A 26,027-nucleotide genomic window follows, 5' to 3' on the forward strand; every position below is an offset into this window, starting at 1 on the left:
TTTTCTATGCAAAGTTATAGTTATTTAGATGATAGTAGTTTGAGGGATAGGGCATTAAATCCAGGAGAGTCTTTTATTATCCAGGCTCCGGCAGGTTCCGGAAAAACCGAACTTTTGACTAATAGAATCTTGTCTTTACTATCTGTAGTATCAAGACCTGAAGAAATTTTAGCAATTACTTTTACAAAAAAAGCTATACTAGAGATGCGAACTCGAGTTATAAATAAACTAAAACTTGGGTTATGTGATATTCCGCCAAGTGATGTCGTTGATATAATCTCATGGAAACTATCAAGACTCGTGCTAGAAAGAGATTCTTTATTAGGATGGGATCTTTTAAAATATCCAGATAGAATAAATATCAAAACATTTGACTCATTATGTTTTGGCTTAGTATCTAGTTTACCTTTATTGTCGGAAATTTCTAGTATACCAAGTATAGCTAAAGACCCTATAAAATATTATAAGGCAGCAGCATATTCTACGTTAAATTTGGCAGGTGATTACCAATGTGTGCGTTCTCTGCTTTCTCATCTAGATATTGATATAAAATCAGCAATAGATTGCATAGTTTATATGCTAAGTAAACGCGACCAGTGGGCATCTATATTAAAATATGGTTTTAGTAGGGATTTGTTTCAGAAAGAATTGCATTCTGCTATAGAAAAGGATATGACACATTTATTGTCATTAATGCCAGCTAATTGGATGGAGGATTTAAAACAGCCTATAATAATGGCTTCTAGAATCTTATATGATGATAATAAGGATAGCATCCTAGAAAATCTTTTGAATTGGAATGGCTGCTTATCTCCAGGTATAAATAATTTAAAAAAAATAAAAGCATTAGCCTCAATTTTTCTTACCTCTCAGGATACATTGAGAAGCCCTAAAGGATTGAGTAAAAAAAATGGTTTCCCTCCTGGATCTCCCCATAAAAAAAAATTTTCAGAATGGTTAATGACTGTTAAAGATAGTCATGATTGGGTAGTTTATTTAGTAATGTTGCGTTATGCTCCGGATGATATTACAGAAAATCAGTGGAATGTTTTATCTGACCATTTAAATGTATTATTGTTGTCTGTCGCTAATCTCTCGTTGCAGTTTAGGCAACGAGGAGAGATAGACTTCATAGAAATTGCTCAAAGAGCAGTCGCCGTTTTAGGAAATGAAGACAATCCGAGCGATCTGCTTTTAAAAATTGATTATGCTATATCGCATATTTTAGTAGATGAGTTTCAAGATACTAGTCATATACATTTTGAGTTGTTAAAGGTCATTATGTCAGGTTGGCAGAATGATTGTGGTAAATCTGTTTTTATAGTAGGTGATCCTATGCAATCCATATATAGGTTTAGAGGATCTGATGTAGGTTTGTTTTTAAATGTCATAAAATATGGCATTGGTGAAATAAAGCCATTTTTTTTGAAATTAGTGAGTAATTTTCGCTCGCAGTCAAATTTAGTAAAGTGGACTAATGGTGTTTTCAGTAGTTTATTCCCTTATAGCAATGATGAAAATATTGGCGCTATTTCATATAGTCCTTCTGTGTCTGTTAAACCAATAATAGACGGTTCAGCTGTTACTTTCCATCCATTATTTATAAAAAATAAGATTGTAGATAATGAGTTAGAGGAATTATCTTTAAATGTTATTGGCCAGGTTCTAGAGAAATCCTCGTTAAGTAATCTAGAATCAACTGCAATGTTAGTGCAGTCAAGGAATAACTTAGGTAATATGATAAATATCCTATCTAAGAATAAGATACCATTTCGTGCTGTTGAAATAACATCATTATCAGAAAAAACAATAGTGTCTGATTTGATGCAAATAATAAGAGCTATAGTTCATCCTGGAGATAGATTAGCATGGCTTTCAGTATTGCGATCGCCTTTTTGTGGTTTGAAGCTAGAAACTCTTCATATGATATTTGGGTCTGATCATAAAACACCTGTCCCAGTTATTTTAAGGAAAATATTAGATTCTCATTGTTCTACCCCTAATGATCCTAATGGCAACGTAAGATTTTTTTTATCAGGCGAAGATAGTCAAGAATCGCTGTCTACATTAGAGTATAGACGTTTAGTTAATATAGCTCATGTTTTATTGCATAGTAATTACTCAGGCTCGTTCCCATTTTCATCTTGGATTCGATATTTATGGGATCTGCTTGGAGGATCTAGTGTCTATAGCGATCCAGATGCTGATAATGATGCGGAGAGTATCTTTTGTTTAATAGATGAAATTGCTTCTTATGGGAATATTGATATTGATGTTCTTGAAAACGAAATATCTAATTTACTGATCACGTCAGATAATACTAAGATAGGAGAGCCTTTTATAGAAATAATGACTATACACAAAGCCAAGGGCTTGCAGTTTGATAATGTTATTTTGTATGGGATACATAACTCATCTATTAGAAATTTAGAGTCAATTATGAGATTTGAAAGCCATTTCGGAAATGTTTTATTCGCTCCGATGAAATCTAAGGTTAATGATGATCATGATCCTATGATAAAATATATTCGGCATAGAGATAAAGTAAGAGACAGTTACGAGCTAGATAGGTTAATATACGTTGCTGTTACTAGAGCAAAAAAAAAGATACATATAATTTCACCTGTATTAATAAAGGATGATAAAGTTACTGCTCCTAATAAAGATAGTTTATTGAATAGGTTATGGAAACATTTATTAATTCCAGATATTAAATATGGCGCTGTCTATGAAAAAAATAAAAGCAATGATAATATAATTAGTAGAGTTCTATACAATGATATTATTCCTGATAAAAAAATAGTATTTAATTCTACATCAGAGCTTACATCTAGTTATTTTTTTGGTTCTGATTACAATCATAGTTATATTATAAATAGGTTAATACTAGATTGGCTTGCTCAGATAGGTAAAACAGGGATTGATAATTACTCTGAGGGGTTTTATAGGTATTTGCCAATAGTAAAAAAGCAATTGCTTAGAAAAAGTTTTTTTGGTGATAATATAGAAGAATCAGCTATTTTAATAGTGAATCTCATAGAAAATTTTTTAAAAGATGATATGGGGATGTGGATACTATCTCATAAAAAATCTTATAGAGATATAGCTTTTGTTGATGGCGAAGGTCTATTTTTTAGAGCTGATGTTATTTTAGAGCTTGAGAATAGATTGTTGTTAGTCGAGTATAATTTATCAATGGTTAGCAAGAATGAGAGTATAGAGGATTTTGTAAAAAGAATTGTATTTAGTTGTAGGGACAAATTAAGCAATTGTTGTGATGCGATTAGTTTGACCTATGGCAAGCCATCAACTGCTGCAGTATGTTTTCCTTTTTACTGTATTTTGGTATATATTTAACAAATATATTATTGACTTGATAATTAATATCTAGCATATAACACACATACTCTGATAGAATAAAGCAAGGCGAGCTGCCTCACATGAGAATGTGATAACCTGGTCAGATTGGGAACAAAGCAGCCATATTCATGAGTATTTCAGTGTTGAGGATTTGCTCGCCGGGCTTTATTTCTTTCTTATGTCTATAAGAAACTATTAAGTATTAGTTAACGTAAGTGTTTTATTTTAGTTGTTCTATTATATGAATTGTTTGGCCTTAGCTAGAAAATGGCGTCCTAGGAGATTTTGTGATGTTATAGGACAAGAACATGTTGTTCATACTTTAGTTAATTCTTTAGATACAGGACGTTTGCATCATGCATGGTTGTTCTCTGGCACCAGAGGTGTTGGTAAAACAACTATAGCTAGGATATTGGCAAAATCATTAAACTGTGAAAAAGGTGTTAGTTCTAAGCCATGTGGTATTTGTGTTTCCTGTAATGGTATTGATGATGGTAATTCAGTAGACTATTTAGAGATGGATGCTGCATCAAATCGTGGTGTAGAGGATATGTCTGTTTTGCTAGATCAAGTGAACTATTCCCCTGTTTTGGGAAGGTATAAAGTTTACCTCATAGATGAGGTTCATATGCTTACAGGGCATGCATTCAACTCAATGCTTAAAACCTTAGAAGATCCTCCTTATCATGTTAAGTTTATTTTGGCTACAACTGATCCTCAAAAAATACCTGTTACTATACTTTCTCGTTGCATGCATTTCAGTTTAAGATCGATGTCTACAAAAGTAATATCTGATTTGCTAGAGAAAATATTAACTAAGGAATCAGTTCATTATGATAATTCTGCTGTTTCAATAATTTCTAGATTTGCTAGAGGCTCGATGAGGGATGCTCTATCTTTAACAGATCAAGTTGTCTCTTATAGCGGTGGACACATTACAGATAGGGCTTTAATATCTATATTGGGGCTAGTTGATAAAGATCATCTAGTTAGAATATTTAAGTCTGTAATAACTCATGATTCTTCAGAAATAATAAAAATAGCCAATGACATAGAATTTTCAGGTTTATCGTATGAAAATGTTTTATCTGAATTTGCTCTTATGTTATCCCATTTAATAATAATAAAGGAAGTCCCTTCATTAGATGATGATAGTCGTTTTTCTGACATGTCGCAAATTAAAGAAATAGCTAGCAATATTTCTATTGATTTAATATCGCTATTGTACTCGGTAATTTTAAATAGTATTTCTGAATTAGAAAAGTCTCCGGATAGCTACTCTGGGTTTGTAATTATTTTATTTAGATTGATCTCAATTATTAGTAGTTCTGACATAAATATAGATACTTCTGATATATATGAAGATAATGGCCATGATATAAAAAAAGATAGCTATTATCATGAGAATTCGGCTATAGGTAATAGCGTTGATTCACATAGCTCTGATAATTTAAATATGCCAAGCCTTGAAGAGGGTAGCTGCCGCACAAATGATACAGATAAAAAATTATTATTAAAGCCATTTGATAGTGATAGCCTGAATTCTATTAAATTGCTAGAAAGCATATCAATTCACACTTGGGTTGATTTGGTTAATAAATTGCCGTTATCTGGGCTTGCTGGAGAATTGGCTCGTCATAGTGAGTGGATTAATTTTGATGGAAGTTCAGTCTTTATTAGAGTTTCCTCAAAAGCTTTATTTGGACACGTGACACGTACACGACTTAAAACTATATTATGTGAATATTTTGGTATTGTTGTTGATCTGGTTGTTATTTTAGATATCACTGGAGATAAGACAGCACATGCTATTTCTAAGATGGAATATGAGTCTAAAAGATCCAAATTAAAGTTAATTGTTAATAATAATAAGTTTATTAGAAGTGTTATTAGTATTTTTGATGGCATGATTATGGAAGATACTATATGTTCTATAAGTTACTAGTTTCTATAATTCAATAAGGTATTTATTTTTTATGAAGAATCAAATTGCTGGTTTAATGCGTCAAGCGCAGCAAGTGCAGGAAAATATGAAGAAAATACAAGAAACATTGGCAGATATCCAAATAGAAGGATCTTCTGGTGGTGGTCTAGTAAGTGTTATTGTGACTTGTCGTCACGATGTCAAGAGTATCAAAATAGATGAAAGTTTATTATCTGATGATAAGGATATGTTGGAAGATTTAGTTGTTGCTGCTCTCAATGATGCATTAAGGAAAGTAGATGTTGTTTCTAAGGAAAAAGTTTCAAATGCAACATCAGGGTTTCCTCTGCCTGATGGAATGAAATTTCCTTTTTAAATTTATTTTAAAATGGACAAAAATTATCATTTTGAGCCAGAGTTGCTAATTGATTTGATAAACTCATTAAAACGCTTACCTGGTATAGGTGTTAGGTCTGCGCGCAGAATTGCATATTATTTGTTACAGCACGATTTAAAAAGCGCTAGCCGTTTAAGTAGCTCTTTGGCTAAGGCGGTGGAAAATTTGCGCAATTGTAAAGGCTGTAATGGATTTACCGATCATGATTTATGTTACATATGCTCAAATAATCTTCGCGACAATAAATTACTATGTATAGTTGAGAGTCCTACAGATCAGAATTCTTTGGAACTAAGTCATGGATACAAGGGTTTATATTATATTATAATGGGTAGAGTTTCTCCTTTAAACGGTATAGGTCCGAGAGAGTTAAGTTTTCAGCGCATTTTAGACAGAGCAACAGATGGAATTGTTGAAGAGGTAATTATAGCAACAAGCTTTACTGCTGAGGGTGAAACTACTGCTCAATTCTTAGTAAGCATGCTTTCTGAGCATAATATAAAAACTACTAGATTAGCTAGAGGGGTGCCAGCTGGAAGCGAGTTAGAGTATATAGATGCTGGCACAATAGCCTGGGCTCTTGTTGATAGAAGAGAAGTTGTATAAATCTTTATATAGTAACAAAACAAGGCGCCATTGCATTTTAGCATTGCCATGCTTGTTTTGTTATTTAATTTCATTAGACTATTTTTTTTATTATTTGATCTAGTTTCATTGAATCTAAAACGAATAAACGTATTCCTTCTGATAATTTATCGCTAGCCATAGCATCATCATTTAACATGTATCTGAATTCATGTTCTGATAATTCGTTTATATATCTATGCTCTGTGCTTTTAGCTTTTTCTATTGTTAAATTAACTGGGATATGACCTTCTTGTTCGTTTAGTAATTTTAAAAGTTCTGGGCTAATTGTAAGTAGATCACAACCAGATAAAGATGTTATCTGTCCTATGTTTCTGAAACTTGCACCCATGATCTCTGTTTTTATATCATTTGATTTGTAGTAATTATAAATACTAGTGACTGACATTACACCAGGATCATTTTTATTTGATTTTTCTGATTCTTTCCAATTAATATCATTCTTTTTATGCCAATCGTAAATTCTTCCGACAAATGGAGAGATCAAGGTGACGTTAGCCTGTGCGCAAGCTATTGCTTGTGCCATAGAAAACAGTAGAGTCAAATTACAGTGAATTCCTTCTAATTCTAGTATCTTTGCTGCTTGAATCCCCTCCCAGGTTGAAGCGATCTTTATTAAAATTCTCTCCCTCGTTATTCCTGATGATTCATATAGGCTGATTAAGAATCTTGCTTTCTCTATTGTTGCTACTGTATTAAAAGATAGTCGAGCATCAACTTCAGTGGAAACTCTACCTGGTACGATTTTTAGTATTTCTTTTCCAAAAGCAACAGTTATAAGATCAGGTATTATTGATGCATTTCTATTTTTATTTTCTTCTATTGTTTTTTTTAAAATATGTTTATATTCTTCTTTTTGAGCTGCTTTTAATATCAAGGAAGGGTTTGTTGTTGCTTCCTTAGGTTTTAATGATTTTATATTTTCAAAGTCTCCAGAGTCTGCGACTATAATAGTGTTTTTCTGTAATGAATTAAGATAAGTGCTCATAATTTTATCGATAAATAATGGTGTTTATGTAAAAAATATAATAATATAGCGATGTAAAAGTATTTTAAAGCCCTGTACATGTGTTTTTAATGTACAGCAGTAATAGTTTATTGTCGATACTAAAAAATAACAGGACTTATCGTGCTGTCTCAAATTTTTCAAAATACAAAAAAATTATCTCCAGCAGTGTTAGCTCTATCTTGTGGCCAGGTGTTTAAAGGCAGGTCTATAGGAGCTCAGGGCTATGCTGTTGCTGAAATAGTGTTTAATACATCAATGACCGGGTATCAGGAGATTATGACTGATGCTAGTTATAGCGGTCAGATAGTTACTCTTACCTATCCTCATATAGGGAATACTGGTGTTAATGATGAGGATATAGAGTCCAATCATGTCAGTGTTTCAGGGTTAGTTATTCGCAATTGTACCGACCGGATGTCTAATTTTAGAGCTATTCAATCGCTTCCTGAGTATTTAATTAAGAATGGAATAGTGGCTATTTCTGATATTGACACAAGAAGGCTTACTAGAATTATCAGAGAAAATGGTTCTCAAGGTGCCTGTATATTAGTTGGTGAGGATGAAGATCGTGCCTTAGAATTGGCTAGAGGATTTTCTGGAATGTCAGGGAAGGATTTAGCCAAAGATATATCTACAGATATATCTTTGGCTTGGAATGAGGGGTCATGGATCTTAGGCGAAGGTTTTTCCAAAGGGTCCGCCTCAAAGTTTCATGTTGTCGCATATGATTTTGGAATAAAGACTAATATATTACGTTTATTAGTAGATAGAGGATGCCGTGTAACAATAGTTCCAGCAAAAACTTCTGCTATTGATGTCATGAAATTAAATCCTGATGGCGTTTTTCTCTCCAATGGTCCAGGAGACCCTGAGCCTTGTACATATGCCGTTGATGCAGCTAAGTTTTTTATGGAAAAGAAAATTCCGTTATTTGGAATATGCTTAGGTCATCAAATAATGGGATTGGCGGTAGGAGCTAAGACTATTAAAATGAAAACAGGGCATCACGGAGCTAATCACCCTGTTCAGGATTTACAAAGTAAGCGAGTTTTTATAACTAGCCAAAATCATGGTTTTGCAGTTGACCCAACGACGTTGCCTAATAATGCCTATGTTACTCATATATCTTTATTCGATGGTTCATTGCAGGGCTTTGCTATGTTAGATCGTCCAGCTTTTTGTTTTCAGGGGCATCCTGAAGCTAGTCCTGGACCAGTAGATATTGCTATTTTGTTTGATAAGTTTATTAGCCTTATGGGCGCAGGAAAATAAAGGTTGCATAATGCCAAAGCGTACAGACCTAAAAAGTATTCTAATTATCGGGGCAGGTCCTATCATTATAGGTCAGGCTTGTGAGTTTGATTATTCTGGAGCACAAGCTTGTAAGGCTCTTAAATCTGAGGGATACCGTACTATTTTAGTTAATAGTAATCCTGCTACGATAATGACAGATCCAGAGACTGCTGATGTTACTTATATTGAGCCAGTAATTTGGCAAGCAGTTGAAAAAATTATTGAAAAAGAAAAACCAGATGCAATATTGCCAACCATGGGAGGTCAAACTGCATTAAACTGCGCTTTAGATTTAGTTCGTCATGGTGTTTTGGATAAGCATAATGTTCAGCTTATTGGGGCAAACGCTCATGCTATTGAGAAAGCAGAAGATCGTCAAAAATTCAAACAAGCCATGAATGATATAGGTCTTGAATCAGCTAGATCTGGTCTAGCCCATAGTATGGAAGAGGCATGGAGTGTTCAGAAAGATATTGCTGCTTCTAACGACTCTTTTGGTTTTCCTGTTGTCATTCGTCCTAGTTTTACTATGGGAGGATCGGGTGGTGGTATTGCATATAACTCTGATGAGTTTGAGGATATATGCAAACGTGGATTGGAGGCTTCTCCTACTAGTGAATTATTAATTGAGGAATCATTATTAGGCTGGAAAGAGTTTGAAATGGAAGTTATTCGTGATAAAGCGGATAATTGTATAATAGTATGCTCTATAGAGAACTTAGATCCCATGGGAGTACACACAGGAGACTCAATTACTGTGGCTCCCGCACAGACATTAACAGATAAAGAATATCAGATAATGCGTAGTGCTTCTATTGCGGTGTTACGTGAGATAGGTGTTGATACTGGTGGATCTAATGTTCAGTTTGCTGTAAATCCTAATAACGGCAGAATGGTTGTTATTGAAATGAACCCACGTGTTTCTAGATCATCAGCGCTTGCTTCTAAGGCTACTGGCTTCCCTATTGCTAAAGTTGCTGCATTACTTGCTGTTGGATTTACGCTTGATGAATTAAAAAATGATATTACTGGAAAATTAACCCCAGCGTCATTTGAACCGTCTATTGATTATGTTGTAACCAAAGTTCCTCGTTTTGCTTTTGAGAAATTTCCAACAGCTGATTCTCGATTGACAACTCAAATGAAATCTGTTGGTGAGGTTATGGCAATAGGCAGGACATTTCAAGAGTCATTTCAAAAAGCCTTGCGTGGACTAGAAGTTGGTGTTGATGGATTAAATCAGAAGACCATAGATAGGGAAACCTTAGAAGTAGAGCTTGGCGCTCCTGGACCAGAAAGGATATGGTATGTTGGAGATGCTTTTGCTAAAAAATTTACTATTGAGGAAGTTTATGCTCTAACAAAAATAGACGTTTGGTTTTTGTCTCAAATAAAAGAAATAGTTGATATCGAACTAGCTCTTGAGAAAAAAACCTTGTCGGATATTGATTATGATACTCTATTAGAGTTAAAGCGTCATGGTTTCTCAGATGCTCGTTTGGCTTTTTTGCTAGATTCTTCAGAGTTAGAGGTTCGTAAACTACGTCATAGTTTCAATATCAGACCTGTTTATAAACGTGTTGATACTTGCGCTGCGGAATTTCATACAAATACAGCTTATATGTATTCAACATATGAGGAAGAGTGTGAGTCTAATCCTTCTAATAAAAAGAAAATCATCATACTTGGTGGCGGTCCTAATAGGATAGGTCAAGGTATAGAATTTGATTATTGTTGTGTCCACGCTTCTTTGGCTCTTAGAGAACATGGATATGAAACTATCATGGTTAATTGTAATCCAGAAACTGTTTCTACCGATTATGACACATCAGACAGACTATATTTTGAGCCATTGACTCTAGAAGATGTATTGGAGATTGTTTATAAAGAGAAGCCTATAGGTACGATTGTGCAGTATGGTGGGCAAACCCCATTGAAGCTGGCGCGTGCATTGGAGGCAAACGGAGTTCCAATAATAGGTACTAGCCCTGAGAGTATAGATATAGCAGAAGATCGTGAACGTTTCCAAAAATTGTTAGCAAAAATAGGTTTACGCCAACCTTCTAATCGTACAGCTCGTACAGAAGTAGAGGCTTTAGCATTGGCTTCTGAAATCGGTTACCCATTAGTGGTTAGGCCTAGTTATGTGCTTGGTGGTAGAGCTATGGAGATAGTTCATGAACAAAAAGATCTTGAAAGATATATGAGAGAGGCTGTAAAAGTTAGTAATGACTCTCCAGTCTTACTAGATAGTTTTCTTAATAACGCCACTGAGGTTGATGTAGATTGTTTGTCTGATGGAGAAGATGTTTTTGTTGGTGGGGTTATGGAACATATAGAGCAGGCTGGAGTCCATTCTGGTGATTCTGCTTGTAGTATCCCTCCTTATTCACTTTCTTCAGATATAGTTGATGAGATAAAACGTCAGACTAGATTAATTGCTAGGTCTTTAAACGTTAAAGGACTTATGAATACCCAATTTGCAGTTCAAGATGGGGATATCTATGTATTGGAGGTTAATCCTAGGGCTTCTCGTACTATTCCTTATGTATCAAAAGCAACTGGATTGCAATTGGCTAAGGTAGCAGCGTTGGTTATGTCTGGCATAAGCCTATCATCTCAAAATATTTCTGAAGAATCTAAATCGTCTTATTTCTCTGTTAAAGAGGCTGTTTTCCCTTTTTCTAAATTTCCTGGAGTAGATACTATACTTGGCCCAGAAATGAAATCTACCGGTGAGGTTATGGGTATTGGCAAAACTTTTGCTGAGGCTTTTGTTAAAGCTCAGCTTGGTGCTGGTGTTCGTTTGCCTGAAACTGGAACAGTTTTTATTAGCGTAAAGGACCAAGATAAATTATTAGCGATAGATGTAGCAAAAGGATTACAATCATTAGGTTTTCATCTTGTTGCTACCAAGGGGACCGCTGCTAAACTTATGTCTGCAGGAGTTAAGGTAAGGGAGGTAAATAAAGTTAATGAAGGGCGTCCTAACATAGTTGACATGATACGTAATGGTGAAATAGCTTTGGTTGTTAACACAGTGGAAGAAAGGCGTAATGCGATAGTAGATTCTAAAACTATTAGGGTACAGTCATTGGCCAATCATGTAGTATGTTTTACTACTATAGCAGGCGCTAGAGCTGCTGTTGATGGGATGCAATATTTACGTAATGAAGAGGGGTTGAAAGTCTATTCACTGCAGGGCATACATTCTTCTTTATGTAAGTAGATATTTATTAATGGTATTTTCTGATATAGTAGCCGAATTTTTATTTTTCAAGCTTGCAATTATTTTCTAGATTATAGATAATTATGGGCTGCTATGCCCCGACTCATAAAGTCGGGGTTTTGTTTTATAAAAATTTGTAAATTAATAAATAGTTATTTAGTTGTAACAATCTAGGAGAAAAAATATGTCTTCTATTCCCCTAACCGTTAAAGGGGCAGAGCTTTTAACTAAGGAATTGTATCATTTGAAAACTGTAGAGCGCCCTAACATAATAGAGGCTATCTCAGAGGCTCGTTCCCATGGCGACTTGTCAGAAAATGCTGAATATGATGCTGCTCGTGAGAAACAAGGATTCATTGAAAATAGGATATCTAAAATTGAAAATATTTTATTTAATGCTCAGATAATAGATCCGCTATCTGTAGATAATGATGGTCGTATAGTATTCGGAGCTACAGTCAAGCTGGAAGATTTAAACTCAGGAGCCCAGCTTTCTTATCAGATTGTTGGCGATATGGAGGCAGATATAAAATCTGGACTAATATCTATTTCTAGCCCAATGGCAAGGGCTATGATAGGTAAGGAAGAAGGTGATATTATTGAGGTGAAAGCTCCTTCCGGTAATTATGGATATGAGATTATAAATGTATCTTATATTTAATTATGCAGACATGATAAAATCTCTAACCAAGGATGCTTTCTATTGTTTTATATTCTTGGTTAGAGTATGTTTTGTTTTATATGTTTTTTCTGTATAGAACTGCGATCTTTCCTATAATTTTAATTAACGTGCAACTAAGATCGTTGCAAATTTTATAGACTATTTCTTCTCTTTCTTTTTTCTCGTTTTTGTTTATTTTTATTTTTATTAATTCATGTGTGTTTAATGCAACATCAATCTCCTTGTGAACAGGAAAAGTAAAGCCTTTGTGACTAATTATGACAATAGGTTTTAATTTATGGGAGTCGGCTTTTAATTTGTTTTGTTTTTGGTTTCTTGATTCTACGGTATACATATTTAAAATTTTACGAAATAATGTCTAGTTATAAATCTTCAAAAAAATGGATAAATCAACATATAAACGATCCATATGTCAAGTTAGCACAACAAAGGGGCTATCGTTCTAGAGCAGCATTTAAATTGATAGAACTATTAGAGACAGAAAATCTATCTTTCCGTAATGGAGCAAGAGTGATAGATTTAGGATCTTCTCCTGGTAGTTGGTCTCAAGTCATGTATGAACAGTTAAGCAAATCCAATATGGTTTCAAATAGTCGTATAATAGCACTAGACCTTTTGCCAATGGATCCAATCCCAGGTGTAGAGTTTATACAAGGTGATTTTCGCGATCAAGATATTATTGATAAGTTAGAAAAAACATTATCAAATCAGTTAGTTGATATTGTAATTTCTGATATGGCCCCCAACCTATCAGGTATAAGAGAAGTTGATTCTGTGCGTATATGCCATGTCTGTGAGCTTGTCCTTGATTTCGCTGTTAAGCACCTTAAGAGAAGTGGTGTCATCATAATCAAATCTTTTCATGGAAGTGGTTTTTCACAGATCGTTTATCTGTATAAGAAATTCTTTAAAAGAGTTCTAGAATGTAAACCTAAGTCTTCAAGATATAAATCATCAGAGACATTTCTGATAGCGCGTAATTTGAAGTAGACTTATTTTTAAGATTCATGAATTGTGTTTAAATTATAATTTAATGTAATAAAATGTACATATTGTTGGTTTTTTTATCTTTAAAAAGTAGGGCTGATTCTATTTTAGAGTCTAGAATTGGAAATTAATAATTTTTTTGGGCTATATCAGTTTGTATAGTCTTGATGAAAATTGAAGGCGGGAGCTCGGCTTTGGATAGTTCTTTTTCAAAAGTTGCTGTTTGGGTAGGAATTGCCCTAGCGCTTTTTAGCATATTTAAACATTTTGATGGAAATAGTAAATTTCAAGATCATTATACATATACACAATTTATGGATGATGTCAGAGATGGTCATATTAAGAGAGTAGAGGTTCAAGGTGATGTTTTAAGGGTTTTATCTGATAATAATCGTTTTTATTCATTAACATCCCCTGGTGATTTGTGGATGGTTTCTGATTTGCTCAAACATGGTGTTCAGGTTATAGGAAAACCAAGAGAAGAGCCTTCATTTTTAGCTAGTGTTTTTATTTCATGGTTCCCTATGCTTCTTTTAATAGGAGTTTGGGTTTTCTTCATGAGGCAAATGCAAGGTGGAGGACGAGGAGGAGCATTTAGTTTTGGAAAATCAAGAGCCAAGATGTTGGAAGATCCTGAAAACAAGACAACATTTGCAGATGTTGCTGGATGTGATGAAGCCAAAGAGGATGTCCAAGAACTGGTAGATTTTTTAAAGGAGCCATCAAGGTTTCAGAAACTTGGTGGACGTATACCTAGAGGTGTTTTAATGATAGGATCACCGGGAACAGGAAAAACTTTGCTGGCTAGAGCAGTTGCAGGTGAGGCTAATGTTCCTTTCTTTAGTATCTCTGGTTCTGATTTTGTTGAAATGTTTGTTGGAGTTGGCGCTTCTCGTGTAAGGGATATGTTTGATAATGCAAAAAAACATTCGCCATGTATTATTTTTATAGATGAGATTGATGCTGTTGGTCGTCAGCGAGGAGCAGGTGTTGGAGGTGGTAATGACGAGCGTGAACAAACATTAAATCAAATGTTGGTTGAAATGGATGGGTTTGAGGCTGGACAAGGTGTTGTCGTAATAGCCGCCACAAACAGACCAGATATACTTGATCCTGCTTTGTTGCGTCCAGGGCGTTTTGATCGACAGGTTGTAGTTTCCTTGCCTGATATAAAAGGTCGTGAGCAGATACTTAATGTGCATATGCGCAAAGTGCCATTATCAGATAATGTTAGCTCAAATATATTGGCTAGAGGAACTCCTGGCTTTTCTGGAGCGGATCTTGCTAATTTAGTAAATGAGTCGGCTTTATTTGCAGCTAGACGTAATGCTCGTGTTGTTGATATGTCTGATTTTGAGAAAGCTAAAGATAAATTAGTTATGGGGGCTGAGAGGCGTTCAGTAGTTATGCCAGAAGAAGAGAGACGTAATACTGCATATCATGAGTCTGGACATGCTGTTGTAGCAAAAATGTTACCTAAAACGGATCCAGTTCATAAAGTCACAATAGTGCCTCGTGGAATGGCTCTTGGAGTAACTATGCAATTGCCAGAAAAAGATAGATATAGTATGGATAGAGAGAGGCTGTTGAATATGATAGCAGTCCTTTTTGGAGGCAGGATTGCAGAAGAGGTGTTTATGGGTCAGATGACTACTGGAGCTTCCAATGATTTTGAAAGAGCCACTAATATTGCTAGAGATATAGTAACTAGATATGGCATGACAAAAGAACTTGGTCCTATGGTTTATGCTGAAAATGAAAATGAAGTATTCTTAGGTAGGAGTGTTACTAAAACAGTGCATATGTCTGAAGCAACTATGCAAAAAGTTGATTCTGAAATAAGACGAATTATTGACGAGCAATATTCTATTGCTCGTAATATTATAGAATCTAACAAAGATATTATAGAAAATATGGCTGAAAGTTTATTAGAGCATGAGACTATTGATTATAATCAGATAGAAAATATAGTTTCTAGAAATTTTTTAAAAAAAGATATTGATAGAAATATAGTGAGCGAATAATTACTTATGGATAAAAAATTTCAATGTGGTCGATTTGAATTTTCCTTAGATCGACCAATTGTTATGGGAATAATTAATGTGACACCAGATTCATTTTCAGATGGCGGTGATTATTATTCAATTGATTCCGCTATAGAACGTGCACATAATATGATTAATGAAGGGGTGGATATATTAGATATAGGAGGAGAGTCCAGTCGTCCTGGTTCTGACAGGATATCTTCTTCTGAGGAATTAAAGCGATTGCTTCCTGTGATAGAATCATTGAAAGACTGTGGCGTTCCATTATCTATAGATACTTATAAACCAGATATCATGAAGCATGCAATTGATATGAATGTAGATATGATAAATGACATTTGTGGTTTTACTAGAGCAGGAGCTTTGGAGGTTGTGGCGCCATCAAATTGTGGATTATGTGTCATGTACATGAATGGTGACATTAGTAATATGCACGATTGTTTTCCTAAAATGGATGTTGTAGAAGAGTCTAAGATTTTCTTTACAAAACAATTGAACAATTTGTTGACGTGTAGCCCTAGCATTAAGAATAGGGTTGTATTGGATCCTGGTTTAGGTTTTGGTAAAACAATAGAGCAAAATTATTATATGATAAACCATCTTGAAGAATTGAGAGTTTTTTCTTGTCCTTTGATGGTTGGGGTTTCCAGGAAGTCTATGATTGGCAAGATAGTTGATCGGTCAGTAACGGATCGTCTATGTTCTAGTGTTTCTTGTGCCTTAATTTCAGTTATGTATGGAGCAAATATAGTTAGAGTTCATGATGTGGCAGAGACTGTAGATTCTTTAAAAATTCTTAGTGCTATAAAGCAAGGTATTTTTCTATGAAACAATATAGAAAATATTTTGGCACAGATGGAATTCGCGGGATAGTCGGTAGTTGTAATATGAATCATGATTTTGTTTTCAGAGTGGGGTATGCCGCTGGTATTTTTTTCTCTGAAAAGATAAATAAAAACAAAGAATGTTTTGTTGTTACAGGAATGGATACAAGATCTTCTAGTCCTATGATATCTTCAGCTATTAAAGCTGGGCTTCTTGCAGCAGGGGTTAATATATTTGATGTTAGTTTAGATGCTATTCCTACTCCTGCTATAGCATATCTAGTTAAATATTTTAATGCTGATGCTGGTATAGTAGTTAGTGCTTCTCATAATCCTTATAATTATAACGGCATAAAATTCTTTTCTTCTTTAGGGACAAAGTTATCAGAAGAAGATGAATCAAACATAGAATTGTATATAGAAAAGCCGGCTCTTTACGCAAATAGAGAAAAATTTGGAAAGATAAGTCTTATTTCTAATGCAGAGGATCTTTATCTAAAGTTTTGTAAAAGCGCCTTTTTAAATAATGTTGATCTTTATGGATTCAAGATAGTTATAGATTCTGCCAACGGTGCAGCTTATAGGATAGCTCCTTCTCTTTTTAGAGATTTAGGGGCTAAAGTTTTTTCTATGGGATCTGAGCCTGATGGTATTAATATTAATGATAAATCTGGATCTTCTTTTTCTGAATTATTAGTAAAGGAGGTTAGAAGAACCAAATCACATTTAGGAATAGCCTTTGATGGTGATGCTGATCGTGTACAAATGGTTGATCATAATGGCCATGTTTTTAATGGTGATGAGTTGTTATATATGATCATTATAGACAGGATGAGATCATGTAAGGTGGAAGGGGTAGTAGGAACTCACATGACAAATTATGGCTTCGAGTTAGCCATGAGCAGACTGGGGGTTAAATTTGATCGAGCTAATGTTGGCGATAGATCTGTATATGAGAAAATGTGTAGAAGAGGCTGGATATACGGTGGAGAGAGCTCAGGCCACTTGTTATGTTTAGACCGTCATACAACAGGTGACGGTATTATCGCTGCTCTGCAGGTTTTATCGGCCATGGTCAATTGCAGAACAAAAAAACTGTCAGATTTATTGAAAGATGTGTATATGTACCCCCAGATTATTACTAATATCGATTGGGATCTAAGCCAAGATTGGCGTGATTGTAGTAGTTTGGTAGATTCCTATAATAGGGCTAAGGATCTATTAGTTGGTAATGGAAGAGTATTAATTAGAAAATCAGGGACAGAGCCGGTTCTAAGAATAATGGTTGAGGCTAAAAGTATTGATATTGCCAAAGAATGTAGTTGGGATATAGTGTCTAGTATTCATATTTAAAAAAAACATTCGTTTCTATTTTGTTTTTTGTGGTTTGTCGCTTGCCATTTTTTTGGTTAAATATTATAAAAATATTGACTATAATTGTTTGTACATGAATAGAAAACACATTAACGTAACATCTCCATTGCTTGATCGCGAGTTGTCTTTCTTAAGATTCAATGAGCGTGTTCTGTGTCTTGCAGAAGATCAAAAGATTCCTTTGTTAGAGAGACTAAAGTATATATGTATAGTTAGTTTAAACATTGATGAGTTTTTTGAGATACGTGTGTCAGACTTCAAGGATCATTATAGCAGTGTATATTCTAGAAGTTTTCAGAAATTGTATTTGGAAATGTGCTCAATAGTTCAAAGGCGGTATGTTTTGCTTTATAAAATTTTATTGCCTGAACTAGAGTCTATTGATGTAAGAGTTATAGAAATATGCAACTTAAATAAAGAACAATTAGAGTGGGCAAAAGATTTATTTGTAAAAGATATAAAAAAATTTCTTTCTCCTATTTTGTTAAATAATGATTGTCCATTTCCTAGGGTATCAAATAAATGTCTTGTTGTTATAGCCAATCTAGCGGGAATAGATTCATTATCTAATGAGCATAAAGCTTTAATACAAGTGCCCTCAGTTTTGCCGAAATTAATAAAAATACCGAGTCTTTTATCTGATCATAAATATAGCTATGTGTTATTAGATTCTTTATTAATCGAATTTGTTGAAGATTTATTCCCATCATTTAAGTTATGCGAATGTAATCAATTCAGAATTACACGGAATAGCAATTTCCTTTTAAATGATAATGTTGTTGATTTAAGACAATATGTGCAGGGAAGCCTATTAAGGCGTGATTTTGGATCGCCTGTTAGATTGGAAATTGATTCTTATGCCACATCAAAACTAGAATTATTCTTACAGAAAAAATTTTCTATAAGTAGATACGACACTTATAGAATTCAAGGAGTTTTAGATTTATCTGCATTTATCTACATTTATAATAGTGTAGAGCTGCCTTATTTGAAATTTTCGGCATACAAACCATCATTTCCAAAGAATTTTAGTTGCCAAAATCCAACATCATCGACTTTCTTTAGTTATTTAATGTCTACGGATATTCTTTTGCACCATCCTTATCAATCATTTCGACTGGTAATTGATTTCCTAATGGCTGCTGCAATTGATCCAAATGTTATTGCTATAAAACAAACAGTTTATCGCACTGGAGACGATTCAGAGCTCATGAAGATATTATTAATAGCTGCAAAAATGGGCAAAAAAGTAACTGTTGTATTAGAACTAATGGCTCGTTTTGATGAGCAGACAAACATAAACTGGTCTTCAAAACTAGAAAAAGTTGGTGCTCGTGTTATGTATGGGGTTTTGCCATATAAAACCCATGCGAAAATGACACTTATTTTGCGTCATGAGCAAGGTGGTATTAAAAAATATGTACATTTAAGTACTGGTAACTATCATCAATGTACTGCTGACTATTACACTGATTTTGGGTTGCTAACATCAGAGCCGAAGTTATGCGAAGATATAGATGAATTGTTCCTACAGCTAACAGGATCAGGCACATCTAATTCTATGAATGTTCTTCTATACTCCCCTTTCACACTATATGATAACTTGGTATCCATGATAAGGGAAGAGTCAGTATCTGCTCGTAATGGTAAAAAGTCTGTGATTATGGCAAAAATGAATGCTCTCGTAGATCCTAGTATCATTAATGAGTTATATAAGGCTAGCCATTATGGAGTTAAGATTTATTTGATTGTTAGAGGTGTTTGTGCATTAAGGTCTGGAATAGAAAATCTATCTGAAAATATAGTAGTTAGGTCTATAGTTGGTAGATTCTTAGAGCATTCTAGAGCTTTCTATTTTTATTCTAATGGTGAAGAGAAAGTTTATCTATCCTCTGCTGACTGGATGGGGCGTAATTTTTTTAGAAGAATTGAGATTGCTTTCCCAATAAAAAGCAAAGACATAAAGAAGCGAATTATTGAGGAAGCTTTCTTATTGCCTTTAATGGATAATCAGTTTTCTTGGGATAAAAGGGATTATAATTATATTAAAATTAGACCAAACTCAGCCGAAGAAATTTTTAGCGTTCAAAATTCTCTTATTAATAAATATGGGATTTAGCACAAATATAAATTATATACTAACAATAGTTATCATTAATATGATACAATTATAAAAATATGATCTTCGGGGTGTGGCGCAGCCTGGTAGCGCATCTGCTTTGGGAGCAGAGGGTCGTGAGTTCGAATCCCACCGCCCCGACCATTCTTCATGTCTTCATTTTTACTGCAGATCTCTTGATCTGGTGGCTTAAAAGCTTTTTGGCGCAGTTTTATATTAATTTTTATTAAAACAATTAATTAGAATATTTTTTTAGTTACAAATGTCTTTTAGTCGTTGTTTATTATATTTTATATTAATATTACATATTGAATGCGGCAGTAGCTCAGTAGGATAGAGCACGAGCCTTCTAAGCTCGGGGTCGGGGGTTCGAATCCCTCCTGCCGCGCCATTTGCTTATTATTTTTCTTATGTTTCCATAAAAATTAAAATGTGGTAACATCTCTCTTGCATATATAGTGGTGGCTGTAGCTCAGTTGGTAGAGTCCCGGATTGTGATTCCGGTTGTCGTGGGTTCGAGCCCCATCAGCCACCCCACTTTTATTATCATAACGGTAGTATTTATATTTTTCATTAGTAGTATTTCGGAGCTATAGCTATGGCATCTCCTGTGAGTTGTTCTTTTAGGGGCAGTATAGTTGCCCTGGTTACACCAATGTTTCCTGATGGTAGTTTTGATTATCAGGCTTATCGTTCTTTAATTGATTGGCATATCTCTGAAGGAACAAATGCCCTAGTAGTAGTAGGCACTACGGGCGAATCTCCGTCTGTTTCTTTGGAAGAACATGCTGATCTAATACGTGTTGCTGTTGAGCACTCTGATGGACGTATTCCAGTAATAGCTGGAGTTGGTGCTAATTCTACAAGTGAAGCCATATACCTAACAAAGCATGCTAAATCTGTTGGTGCGCATGCTGGTTTATCTGTAGTGCCTTATTATAATAAGCCTTCCCAAGAGGGTATATATCGCCATTTTAAATCTATTTCTGAATCTACAGATTTGCCTATCATTCTATATAATGTTCCAGGACGTACTGTCGCTGATATAAGTAATGATACAGTATTAAGGTTATCTGAAGTTCCTGGTATTGTCGGAATTAAGGATGCTACTGGCGATATTACTAGAGGAGTTCTTCTTATGAAGGATATTCCTCCTGGTTTTCAGGTTTTTAGTGGAGATGATCCGACAGCAGCGGCTCTTATTATGTTAGGAGCAAGCGGTAATATTTCTGTTACAGCTAATATAGCTCCTTGTCTAGTGCGTGATTTATGTGATGCGGCAATATCAGGCAATGTTTTAAAGGTTAGGGAATTAAATTTTAGATTATCTTTGTTAAATAAAGCTTTATTCATAGAGGCTAATCCTATACCGGTAAAATGGGCTCTTAGTAAATTAGGCAAGTCTCAGTTGGGATATAGGTTGCCGTTGGTAGAGATTCATGATAATAATAAAAAGATTGTTATTGAAGCAATGAAAGCCGCTGGTTTAATTTAATTAAATATAGGCCTTTATTTTCATTAAATGGAATAAATGGCCTGTTTTTATTTTTCTAATTTACCCACTATTTTTTTTATCTCATATAATTTATTTATTGCTTCAATAGGAGTTATGCTGTCTACATTAATTGATTTAATAGTTTCACAAACAGTTTCTATGATTTCATCATTGCGTTTTTCTATATTTTTAGCATAACAGGGTTTTACTTTTTGTTTATTGTGTATTTTCTCTATGGTGTTTAGTTTTTCTTTTGCTTCTTTTATAACGCTTATAGGTATTCCTGCTTTTCTCGCTACTTGTATTCCATAACTTTGATTAGCGGGTCCTTGCTTTACTTCGTGCAAGAAAATTATATCATTGTTAGATTCTATGGCGGCTAGGTGTACATTAATAGCATTTATTGATTCATGTGGTATTTGTGTTAATTCAAAGTAATGAGTGGCGAATAAGGTTAGTGATTGATTGAAATTAATAATTCTATCTGCGATAGACCATGCTAAGCACATTCCATCATGCGTTGATGTTCCTCTTCCTATTTCATCAATTAGCACTAAGCTCTTGTTAGTGCTAGCTGATAATATTGTAGCTGTTTCTATCATTTCTACCATAAATGTAGATTTGCCACCTGAAATATCATCTGATGCTCCAATTCTTGTAAAGATCCTATCTATTTTGCCAATTATTGCTTTTTTTGCTGGAACAAAAGAGCCTATTCTTGCTAATAATGTTATTAGTGCCACTTGTCGCATATAGGTAGACTTACCTCCCATATTAGGGCCTGTAATAATCATCATTCTTTTTTTATTGTTTAGGAGACAATCATTAGGGGTAAATATTCTAGTATTAACTTCAACTACAGGGTGTTTGCCTTGATCAATCATTATTTCTGGTTCTTCACTAATAATAGGTGATATCCATTTATGTATATATGAATGTTCTGCCAAGTTTAGTAGAACATCTATTTCAGATAATGATTTAGCACATAAAGATATTTCTTTTATTTTATTTATAAGATACTGTAACACGGTTTCATATAGAAATTTTTCACGAGCTAACGCTTTTTCTTTTGATGAAAGAATTTGTTCTTCCCATTGTTTTAATTCTGGTATTGTAAATCGCTCAGTATTTTTTAGCGTTTGTAGACGTCTGTAGTTACTGGGAACTTTAAATAGTTGACTTTTTGTTATTTCAATATAGAAACCAAATATTTTACTATAAGATATCCTTAAATTACTTACCCCTATATTTTCTTTCTCTTTTTCTTCTAGTGTTTTTATAAAGTTGTTATTATTGTCAGATATGTCTCTTAGTTTATCTAATTCTTTATCGAATCCATATGCTATTACACCGCCATCTTTTATATATATAGGAGGATCCTCAGATATGGATATATCAAGAAATTCTGATATACATGGATCTATTACAATAGACTTATTAAGATTTTCTAGTAGCTTTGATTCTTTTATTAATCTTATATGACTATGTAAATGAGGTAATAGCTTTATGGCGTTCTTCAGATTTGCTATCTCACGTGGTCTAATATATTTCAATGCTATTCTAGATAACATTCTTTCCATATCAGGTAGTTGTTTTAGCTTAGATTTAATTAAATCTAATGTATTTATTCCTGAGTTTTTTTTATGTAATGAGGTCTGTATTAACGCTGATATTGCACTTTGTCGTAATAAAACGCTATCATTATTTTGTGTAGGATTATTTAACCATTGTTTTAGTAATCTGCTGCCCATTTGTGTGCAACATTTATCTAATATTGAAAAAAGTGTCGGGCTGTTTTCTCCATTAATAGTCTTATTTATCTCAAGGTTTTTTCTAGTTGTGGAATCAAGGAATACCAATTGATCATTTCTTTCGACATATATATTTTGTATGTGCGATAGCTCTTTAGATTGAGATCGATTGGCATATCTAATTAATGCTCCTGCAGCTCCTATTCCCAGATGGTCGCTATTTAATCCAAAACTAGAAAGAGACTCTACTTTTAAATGAGCTAATAAGTATCTAGTTGCATTTTCATATTCAAAATGCCATTCTGGTAATGGAGTGTATCTTGTTATAAAATCATAGTTGTTTGTGTGCATGCTGCTACTTTCTGAAAATATTATTTCTGCTGGTGATAGTCTATGCAACTCTGAATTTATATTTTCTTCTGTAGAGTTTGCTACTATTTTGAAGTCGCCATTAGCTAAATTTAAGTATGCTATACCAGTTTTACCATTTCTAGTGGTATTGATTGCAACTAAAGCACGGTCTGATTTTGATGGTAATAGCGTATCTTCTATAATTGTACCTGGTGTAATTACCCTAACTATTTTTCTTTCGACTAAAGTATTTTTGATGCTTGATGAATTCTCATTTATTTGTTCGCTAATTGCTATAGATTCACCATGTTCTAGTAGTCTTGATAAATATTGTTCTAATGAATTTGCTGGTATACCGGCCATTGGTATAGGAATTCCATTTGCTGATCCTCGTCTCGTAAGAGTTAGGTTTAATAAATGAGAAGCTTTTTCTGCATCATCATAAAATAATTCATAGAAGTCACCCAATCTAAATAGTAGCAACATAGATCCCGCTTCCTTCTTTAATGTTAAGTATTGCTTCATTAAAGGAGTAAGACCATCCATAGAATTTGGTGTTTTATAATCTGATAGTATTTCCATATAAAAATTTTTAGGTTTAAAAAATTACTAATTATTCAAAATGTAATATCTACATTAATTAGATTCTTGCTGATATTAAATATATTTTATTAAACAACATAATTATTTTCACTATTATACTTATATATCAATATATAATTCTTTATTAAAACAATTAAAAATTAGTTTTTATGGACTGATATCTAAATTTTTGTTTCTTTGTTGAGATATAATTGAAGCGTTTAGGTATCTAAAATTGGAGATTCCATGATTTTGGTAAAAGATTTTTTAATTAATGTTTCTGTTTCCATCGTTATATTGATCTTTGGATGGTGGCTTTCTTCTATTATCGGACAGTGGTTTTCAAAAGCTATAAAATTTTCACCTCATATTGATGTTACTGTGGTCCCGATATTAAGTTCTTTAGCGATATGGAGCATAAGAGTTTTTACAATAATGACGATTCTAGCTAGATTTGGTCTGGAAACAACAAGCATAATAGCATTGCTTGGTGCGGCAGGTTTAGCTATTGGGTTAGCTTTGCAGGGAACTTTACAAAATATTGCAGCAGGCATCATGTTATTATTGCTTAGACCGGTAAGATCGGGAGAGCTTATATGCCTAAAATCAGGAGAAGAAGGCACTGTTAGTGAGATTGGCCTTTTTTTAACGAGAATGATTCAAAATGATGGTACTAGTTTAACATTACCAAATAGCAATCTGTGGAATTCTACGATTGTAAATTTTAGTAGAAATCCTAATAGACGTATAGATATACCAGTGTTAATTAGTTATAAATCTGACGTAGATTTAGCTATCAATACTATTATAGAGGTTGTTAAATCTAATCCTTTAATTCTTATTGATCCTGCGCCTTTAGTTAAGGTAATAGATTATAAAGAATTTAGTATAGTTATCAATATTAGAGTTTGGTCGGATTCTTCAAAGTATTGGGATTTAAGATGGGGTTTATATCATCAAATATGGACAGCTCTTAGTGCTGCTGGATTTGAGGCTCCGATTATTATAAATAGTATAGCTAGGTAATTGTTGTAGTATAGTGTGTCTTTAATCAATAATTCTGAACACTTATAAGAATTTTTTAACAATAAACTTTGTTTTAGTTTTGGTTTTTTCATGTTGTTTAAATTAGAATTAAATAACAAGTTTTGTATGGTATTTTGTTATGCATCCGATGTTGAATATTGCTGTTAAGGCGGCTAGGCGGTCTGGCACAGTTTTAAACCGTTTTAGTCTAGATTTGGAAAGAGTTAATATATCTCGCCAATCAATAAGAGGGTATGCTGATGAGGCTTATCGAGTAGCAGAAGAATCTGCTATAGATGTAATATCAAGAGCATATCCTGATCATATTATTTCTATGGATGGAAATTTTGTTGATTTAAATGCTCATAAGGGATTTTTATGGATTGTTTGTCCTATAGATGGACTAGTTAATTTTGCTTATGGATTTCCATTTTATGCGGTTTCTATAGTATTAATCCAAAATGGCCGTGTTCTACAATCTGTTGTATACGATCCTGTTCGTAATGAATTGTTTACCTCTAGAAGAGGATCTGGTTCTTTTTTAAACAACCGTCGAATTAGAGTATCTGGGCATATTGTTTTTAGTGATGCTTTGATTGGAGACGGTTTTGATTATATAAATAATAATGATTTTTTATGCAAGAAAAGCACCATAGGTTGTTTATCCACGAGAAAAATAGGATCTGTTACTCTAGGTTTGGCTTACGTAGCTTGTGGTCGTCTAGATGGTTTTTATGGAAATGGGATTGATAGAAACCATTTAGCAGCGGGAAGTATTCTTGTTTCTGAAGCTGGTGGCTTAATAACAGATTTCTATGGTGATCAGAGATGGTTAGAATCTAAAGAAATAATTGCTGCCACTCCTAAAATATTTACTACTTTTAAGAGCAATGTAAATAAGTTTTTAGTTGTATAGTACAAGAATCAATATCTT

General features: G+C 33.8%; 18 protein-coding genes, 3 tRNA genes and 1 other RNA gene. 19 read left to right on the forward strand and 3 right to left on the reverse strand.

Translation table 11 applies throughout. The features are described 5' to 3' along the window. Positions 1-6 precede the first annotated feature (6 nt). The 5 genes from CKBE_RS01600 (at position 7) to recR (ending at position 6,287) form a co-directional block, all read left to right on the forward strand. Positions 7-3,357, forward strand: a complete 3,351-nt coding sequence (locus CKBE_RS01600) for a UvrD-helicase domain-containing protein (RefSeq protein WP_015389971.1) — start codon at positions 7-9, stop codon at positions 3,355-3,357. Positions 3,358-3,425: 68 nt separating this feature from the next. Further along, positions 3,426-3,523: signal recognition particle sRNA small type (gene ffs / locus CKBE_RS03920), an RNA gene on the forward strand. Positions 3,524-3,601: 78 nt separating this feature from the next. Continuing rightward, the gene (dnaX, locus tag CKBE_RS01605) at positions 3,602-5,305 is read left to right on the forward strand and encodes a DNA polymerase III subunit gamma/tau (protein WP_015237858.1); all 1,704 of its coding nucleotides are present in this window, start codon (positions 3,602-3,604) and stop codon (positions 5,303-5,305) included. Positions 5,306-5,336: 31 nt separating this feature from the next. Further along, positions 5,337-5,660, forward strand: coding sequence for a YbaB/EbfC family nucleoid-associated protein (locus CKBE_RS01610; RefSeq protein ID WP_015237859.1), 324 nt, complete (start codon positions 5,337-5,339; stop codon positions 5,658-5,660). 12 nt (positions 5,661-5,672) lie between these two features. Then, entirely contained in the window at positions 5,673-6,287 is a 615-nt protein-coding gene (gene recR, locus CKBE_RS01615) for a recombination mediator RecR (protein WP_015389972.1), read from the forward strand. 73 nt (positions 6,288-6,360) lie between these two features. Here the strand turns inward: recR and tal are convergent, their stop codons facing one another. Next, positions 6,361-7,314, reverse strand: coding sequence for a transaldolase (tal, locus tag CKBE_RS01620; protein WP_015237861.1), 954 nt, complete (start codon positions 7,312-7,314; stop codon positions 6,361-6,363). 141 nt (positions 7,315-7,455) lie between these two features. Here tal and carA point away from each other — a divergent pair, with 141 nt between their 5' ends. The 3 genes from carA to greA all read left to right on the forward strand — a co-directional run bounded on the left by carA (position 7,456) and on the right by greA (position 12,518). Further along, positions 7,456-8,607 carry a glutamine-hydrolyzing carbamoyl-phosphate synthase small subunit gene (gene carA, locus CKBE_RS01625; RefSeq protein WP_015237862.1) on the forward strand — a complete coding sequence of 384 codons (1,152 nt, stop codon included), beginning with the start codon at positions 7,456-7,458 and terminating at the stop codon, positions 8,605-8,607. Between the two features lie 10 nt (positions 8,608-8,617). After that, the gene (gene carB / locus CKBE_RS01630; protein WP_015237863.1) at positions 8,618-11,857 is read left to right on the forward strand and encodes a carbamoyl-phosphate synthase large subunit; all 3,240 of its coding nucleotides are present in this window, start codon (positions 8,618-8,620) and stop codon (positions 11,855-11,857) included. Between the two features lie 184 nt (positions 11,858-12,041). Then, positions 12,042-12,518, forward strand: a complete 477-nt coding sequence (greA, locus tag CKBE_RS01635; RefSeq protein ID WP_015237864.1) for a transcription elongation factor GreA — start codon at positions 12,042-12,044, stop codon at positions 12,516-12,518. Between the two features lie 76 nt (positions 12,519-12,594). Here the strand turns inward: greA and CKBE_RS01640 are convergent, their stop codons facing one another. After that, a complete protein-coding gene (locus tag CKBE_RS01640) occupies positions 12,595-12,873 on the reverse strand; it encodes a YhbY family RNA-binding protein (RefSeq protein WP_015389973.1) in 279 nt (92 codons plus the stop codon). Positions 12,874-12,893: 20 nt separating this feature from the next. On the opposite strand from CKBE_RS01640, the gene CKBE_RS01645 reads away from it, so the two are divergent. The 9 genes from CKBE_RS01645 to dapA all read left to right on the forward strand — a co-directional run bounded on the left by CKBE_RS01645 (position 12,894) and on the right by dapA (position 21,383). Beyond that, a complete protein-coding gene (locus CKBE_RS01645) occupies positions 12,894-13,529 on the forward strand; it encodes an RlmE family RNA methyltransferase (RefSeq protein WP_015237865.1) in 636 nt (211 codons plus the stop codon). A 191-nt stretch (positions 13,530-13,720) separates the two neighbouring features. Then, entirely contained in the window at positions 13,721-15,550 is a 1,830-nt protein-coding gene (gene ftsH, locus CKBE_RS01650; protein ID WP_148283566.1) for an ATP-dependent zinc metalloprotease FtsH, read from the forward strand. Between the two features lie 6 nt (positions 15,551-15,556). Beyond that, positions 15,557-16,399 (forward strand): dihydropteroate synthase, encoded by an 843-nt coding sequence (folP, locus tag CKBE_RS01655; RefSeq protein WP_015389974.1) that lies wholly within the window; start codon positions 15,557-15,559, stop codon positions 16,397-16,399. After that, the gene (glmM, locus tag CKBE_RS01660) at positions 16,396-17,748 is read left to right on the forward strand and encodes a phosphoglucosamine mutase (RefSeq protein ID WP_015237868.1); all 1,353 of its coding nucleotides are present in this window, start codon (positions 16,396-16,398) and stop codon (positions 17,746-17,748) included. The genes folP and glmM overlap by 4 nt, the downstream gene beginning before the upstream one ends. Before the next feature lie 94 nt (positions 17,749-17,842). Next, on the forward strand, positions 17,843-19,888 hold the full coding sequence (gene ppk1 / locus CKBE_RS01665; RefSeq protein WP_015389975.1) for a polyphosphate kinase 1: 2,046 nt from the start codon (positions 17,843-17,845) through the stop codon (positions 19,886-19,888). 67 nt (positions 19,889-19,955) lie between these two features. Continuing rightward, positions 19,956-20,032: transfer RNA gene (locus tag CKBE_RS01670), tRNA-Pro, on the forward strand. A 170-nt stretch (positions 20,033-20,202) separates the two neighbouring features. After that, positions 20,203-20,279 (forward strand) — tRNA-Arg (locus CKBE_RS01675). 70 nt (positions 20,280-20,349) lie between these two features. Further along, positions 20,350-20,425, forward strand: a tRNA-His gene (locus tag CKBE_RS01680). Between the two features lie 61 nt (positions 20,426-20,486). Further along, positions 20,487-21,383, forward strand: a complete 897-nt coding sequence (gene dapA / locus CKBE_RS01685; RefSeq protein ID WP_015389976.1) for a 4-hydroxy-tetrahydrodipicolinate synthase — start codon at positions 20,487-20,489, stop codon at positions 21,381-21,383. Positions 21,384-21,430: 47 nt separating this feature from the next. Here the strand turns inward: dapA and mutS are convergent, their stop codons facing one another. Beyond that, on the reverse strand, positions 21,431-24,067 hold the full coding sequence (gene mutS, locus CKBE_RS01690) for a DNA mismatch repair protein MutS (protein WP_015237871.1): 2,637 nt from the start codon (positions 24,065-24,067) through the stop codon (positions 21,431-21,433). 246 nt (positions 24,068-24,313) lie between these two features. On the opposite strand from mutS, the gene CKBE_RS01695 reads away from it, so the two are divergent. Beyond that, positions 24,314-25,093, forward strand: a complete 780-nt coding sequence (locus tag CKBE_RS01695) for a mechanosensitive ion channel family protein (RefSeq protein ID WP_015237872.1) — start codon at positions 24,314-24,316, stop codon at positions 25,091-25,093. Positions 25,094-25,232: 139 nt separating this feature from the next. Continuing rightward, on the forward strand, positions 25,233-26,009 hold the full coding sequence (locus tag CKBE_RS01700) for an inositol monophosphatase family protein (protein ID WP_041571764.1): 777 nt from the start codon (positions 25,233-25,235) through the stop codon (positions 26,007-26,009). Positions 26,010-26,027: the final 18 nt, after the last annotated feature.

This window comes from Candidatus Kinetoplastibacterium blastocrithidii (ex Strigomonas culicis), assembly GCF_000319245.1.
Lineage (GTDB): Bacteria > Pseudomonadota > Gammaproteobacteria > Burkholderiales > Burkholderiaceae_B > Kinetoplastidibacterium > Kinetoplastidibacterium blastocrithidiae.

What these genes read in the sequence shown, in the direction of transcription:
- tal (WP_015237861.1), bottom strand. Translation starts at nt 7,314, where the DNA reads ATGAGCACTTATCTTAATTCATTACAGAAAAACACTATTATAGTCGCA.
- mutS (WP_015237871.1), bottom strand. Translation starts at nt 24,067, where the DNA reads ATGGAAATACTATCAGATTATAAAACACCAAATTCTATGGATGGTCTT.
- folP (WP_015389974.1), top strand. Translation starts at nt 15,557, where the DNA reads ATGGATAAAAAATTTCAATGTGGTCGATTTGAATTTTCCTTAGATCGA.
- recR (WP_015389972.1), top strand. Translation starts at nt 5,673, where the DNA reads ATGGACAAAAATTATCATTTTGAGCCAGAGTTGCTAATTGATTTGATA.
- ppk1 (WP_015389975.1), top strand. Translation starts at nt 17,843, where the DNA reads ATGAATAGAAAACACATTAACGTAACATCTCCATTGCTTGATCGCGAG.
- CKBE_RS01700 (WP_041571764.1), top strand. Translation starts at nt 25,233, where the DNA reads ATGCATCCGATGTTGAATATTGCTGTTAAGGCGGCTAGGCGGTCTGGC.
- CKBE_RS01640 (WP_015389973.1), bottom strand. Translation starts at nt 12,873, where the DNA reads ATGTATACCGTAGAATCAAGAAACCAAAAACAAAACAAATTAAAAGCC.
- dnaX (WP_015237858.1), top strand. Translation starts at nt 3,602, where the DNA reads ATGAATTGTTTGGCCTTAGCTAGAAAATGGCGTCCTAGGAGATTTTGT.
- CKBE_RS01645 (WP_015237865.1), top strand. Translation starts at nt 12,894, where the DNA reads ATGTCTAGTTATAAATCTTCAAAAAAATGGATAAATCAACATATAAAC.
- CKBE_RS01610 (WP_015237859.1), top strand. Translation starts at nt 5,337, where the DNA reads ATGAAGAATCAAATTGCTGGTTTAATGCGTCAAGCGCAGCAAGTGCAG.
- CKBE_RS01600 (WP_015389971.1), top strand. Translation starts at nt 7, where the DNA reads ATGCAAAGTTATAGTTATTTAGATGATAGTAGTTTGAGGGATAGGGCA.
- greA (WP_015237864.1), top strand. Translation starts at nt 12,042, where the DNA reads ATGTCTTCTATTCCCCTAACCGTTAAAGGGGCAGAGCTTTTAACTAAG.
- carB (WP_015237863.1), top strand. Translation starts at nt 8,618, where the DNA reads ATGCCAAAGCGTACAGACCTAAAAAGTATTCTAATTATCGGGGCAGGT.
- glmM (WP_015237868.1), top strand. Translation starts at nt 16,396, where the DNA reads ATGAAACAATATAGAAAATATTTTGGCACAGATGGAATTCGCGGGATA.
- CKBE_RS01695 (WP_015237872.1), top strand. Translation starts at nt 24,314, where the DNA reads ATGATTTTGGTAAAAGATTTTTTAATTAATGTTTCTGTTTCCATCGTT.
- dapA (WP_015389976.1), top strand. Translation starts at nt 20,487, where the DNA reads ATGGCATCTCCTGTGAGTTGTTCTTTTAGGGGCAGTATAGTTGCCCTG.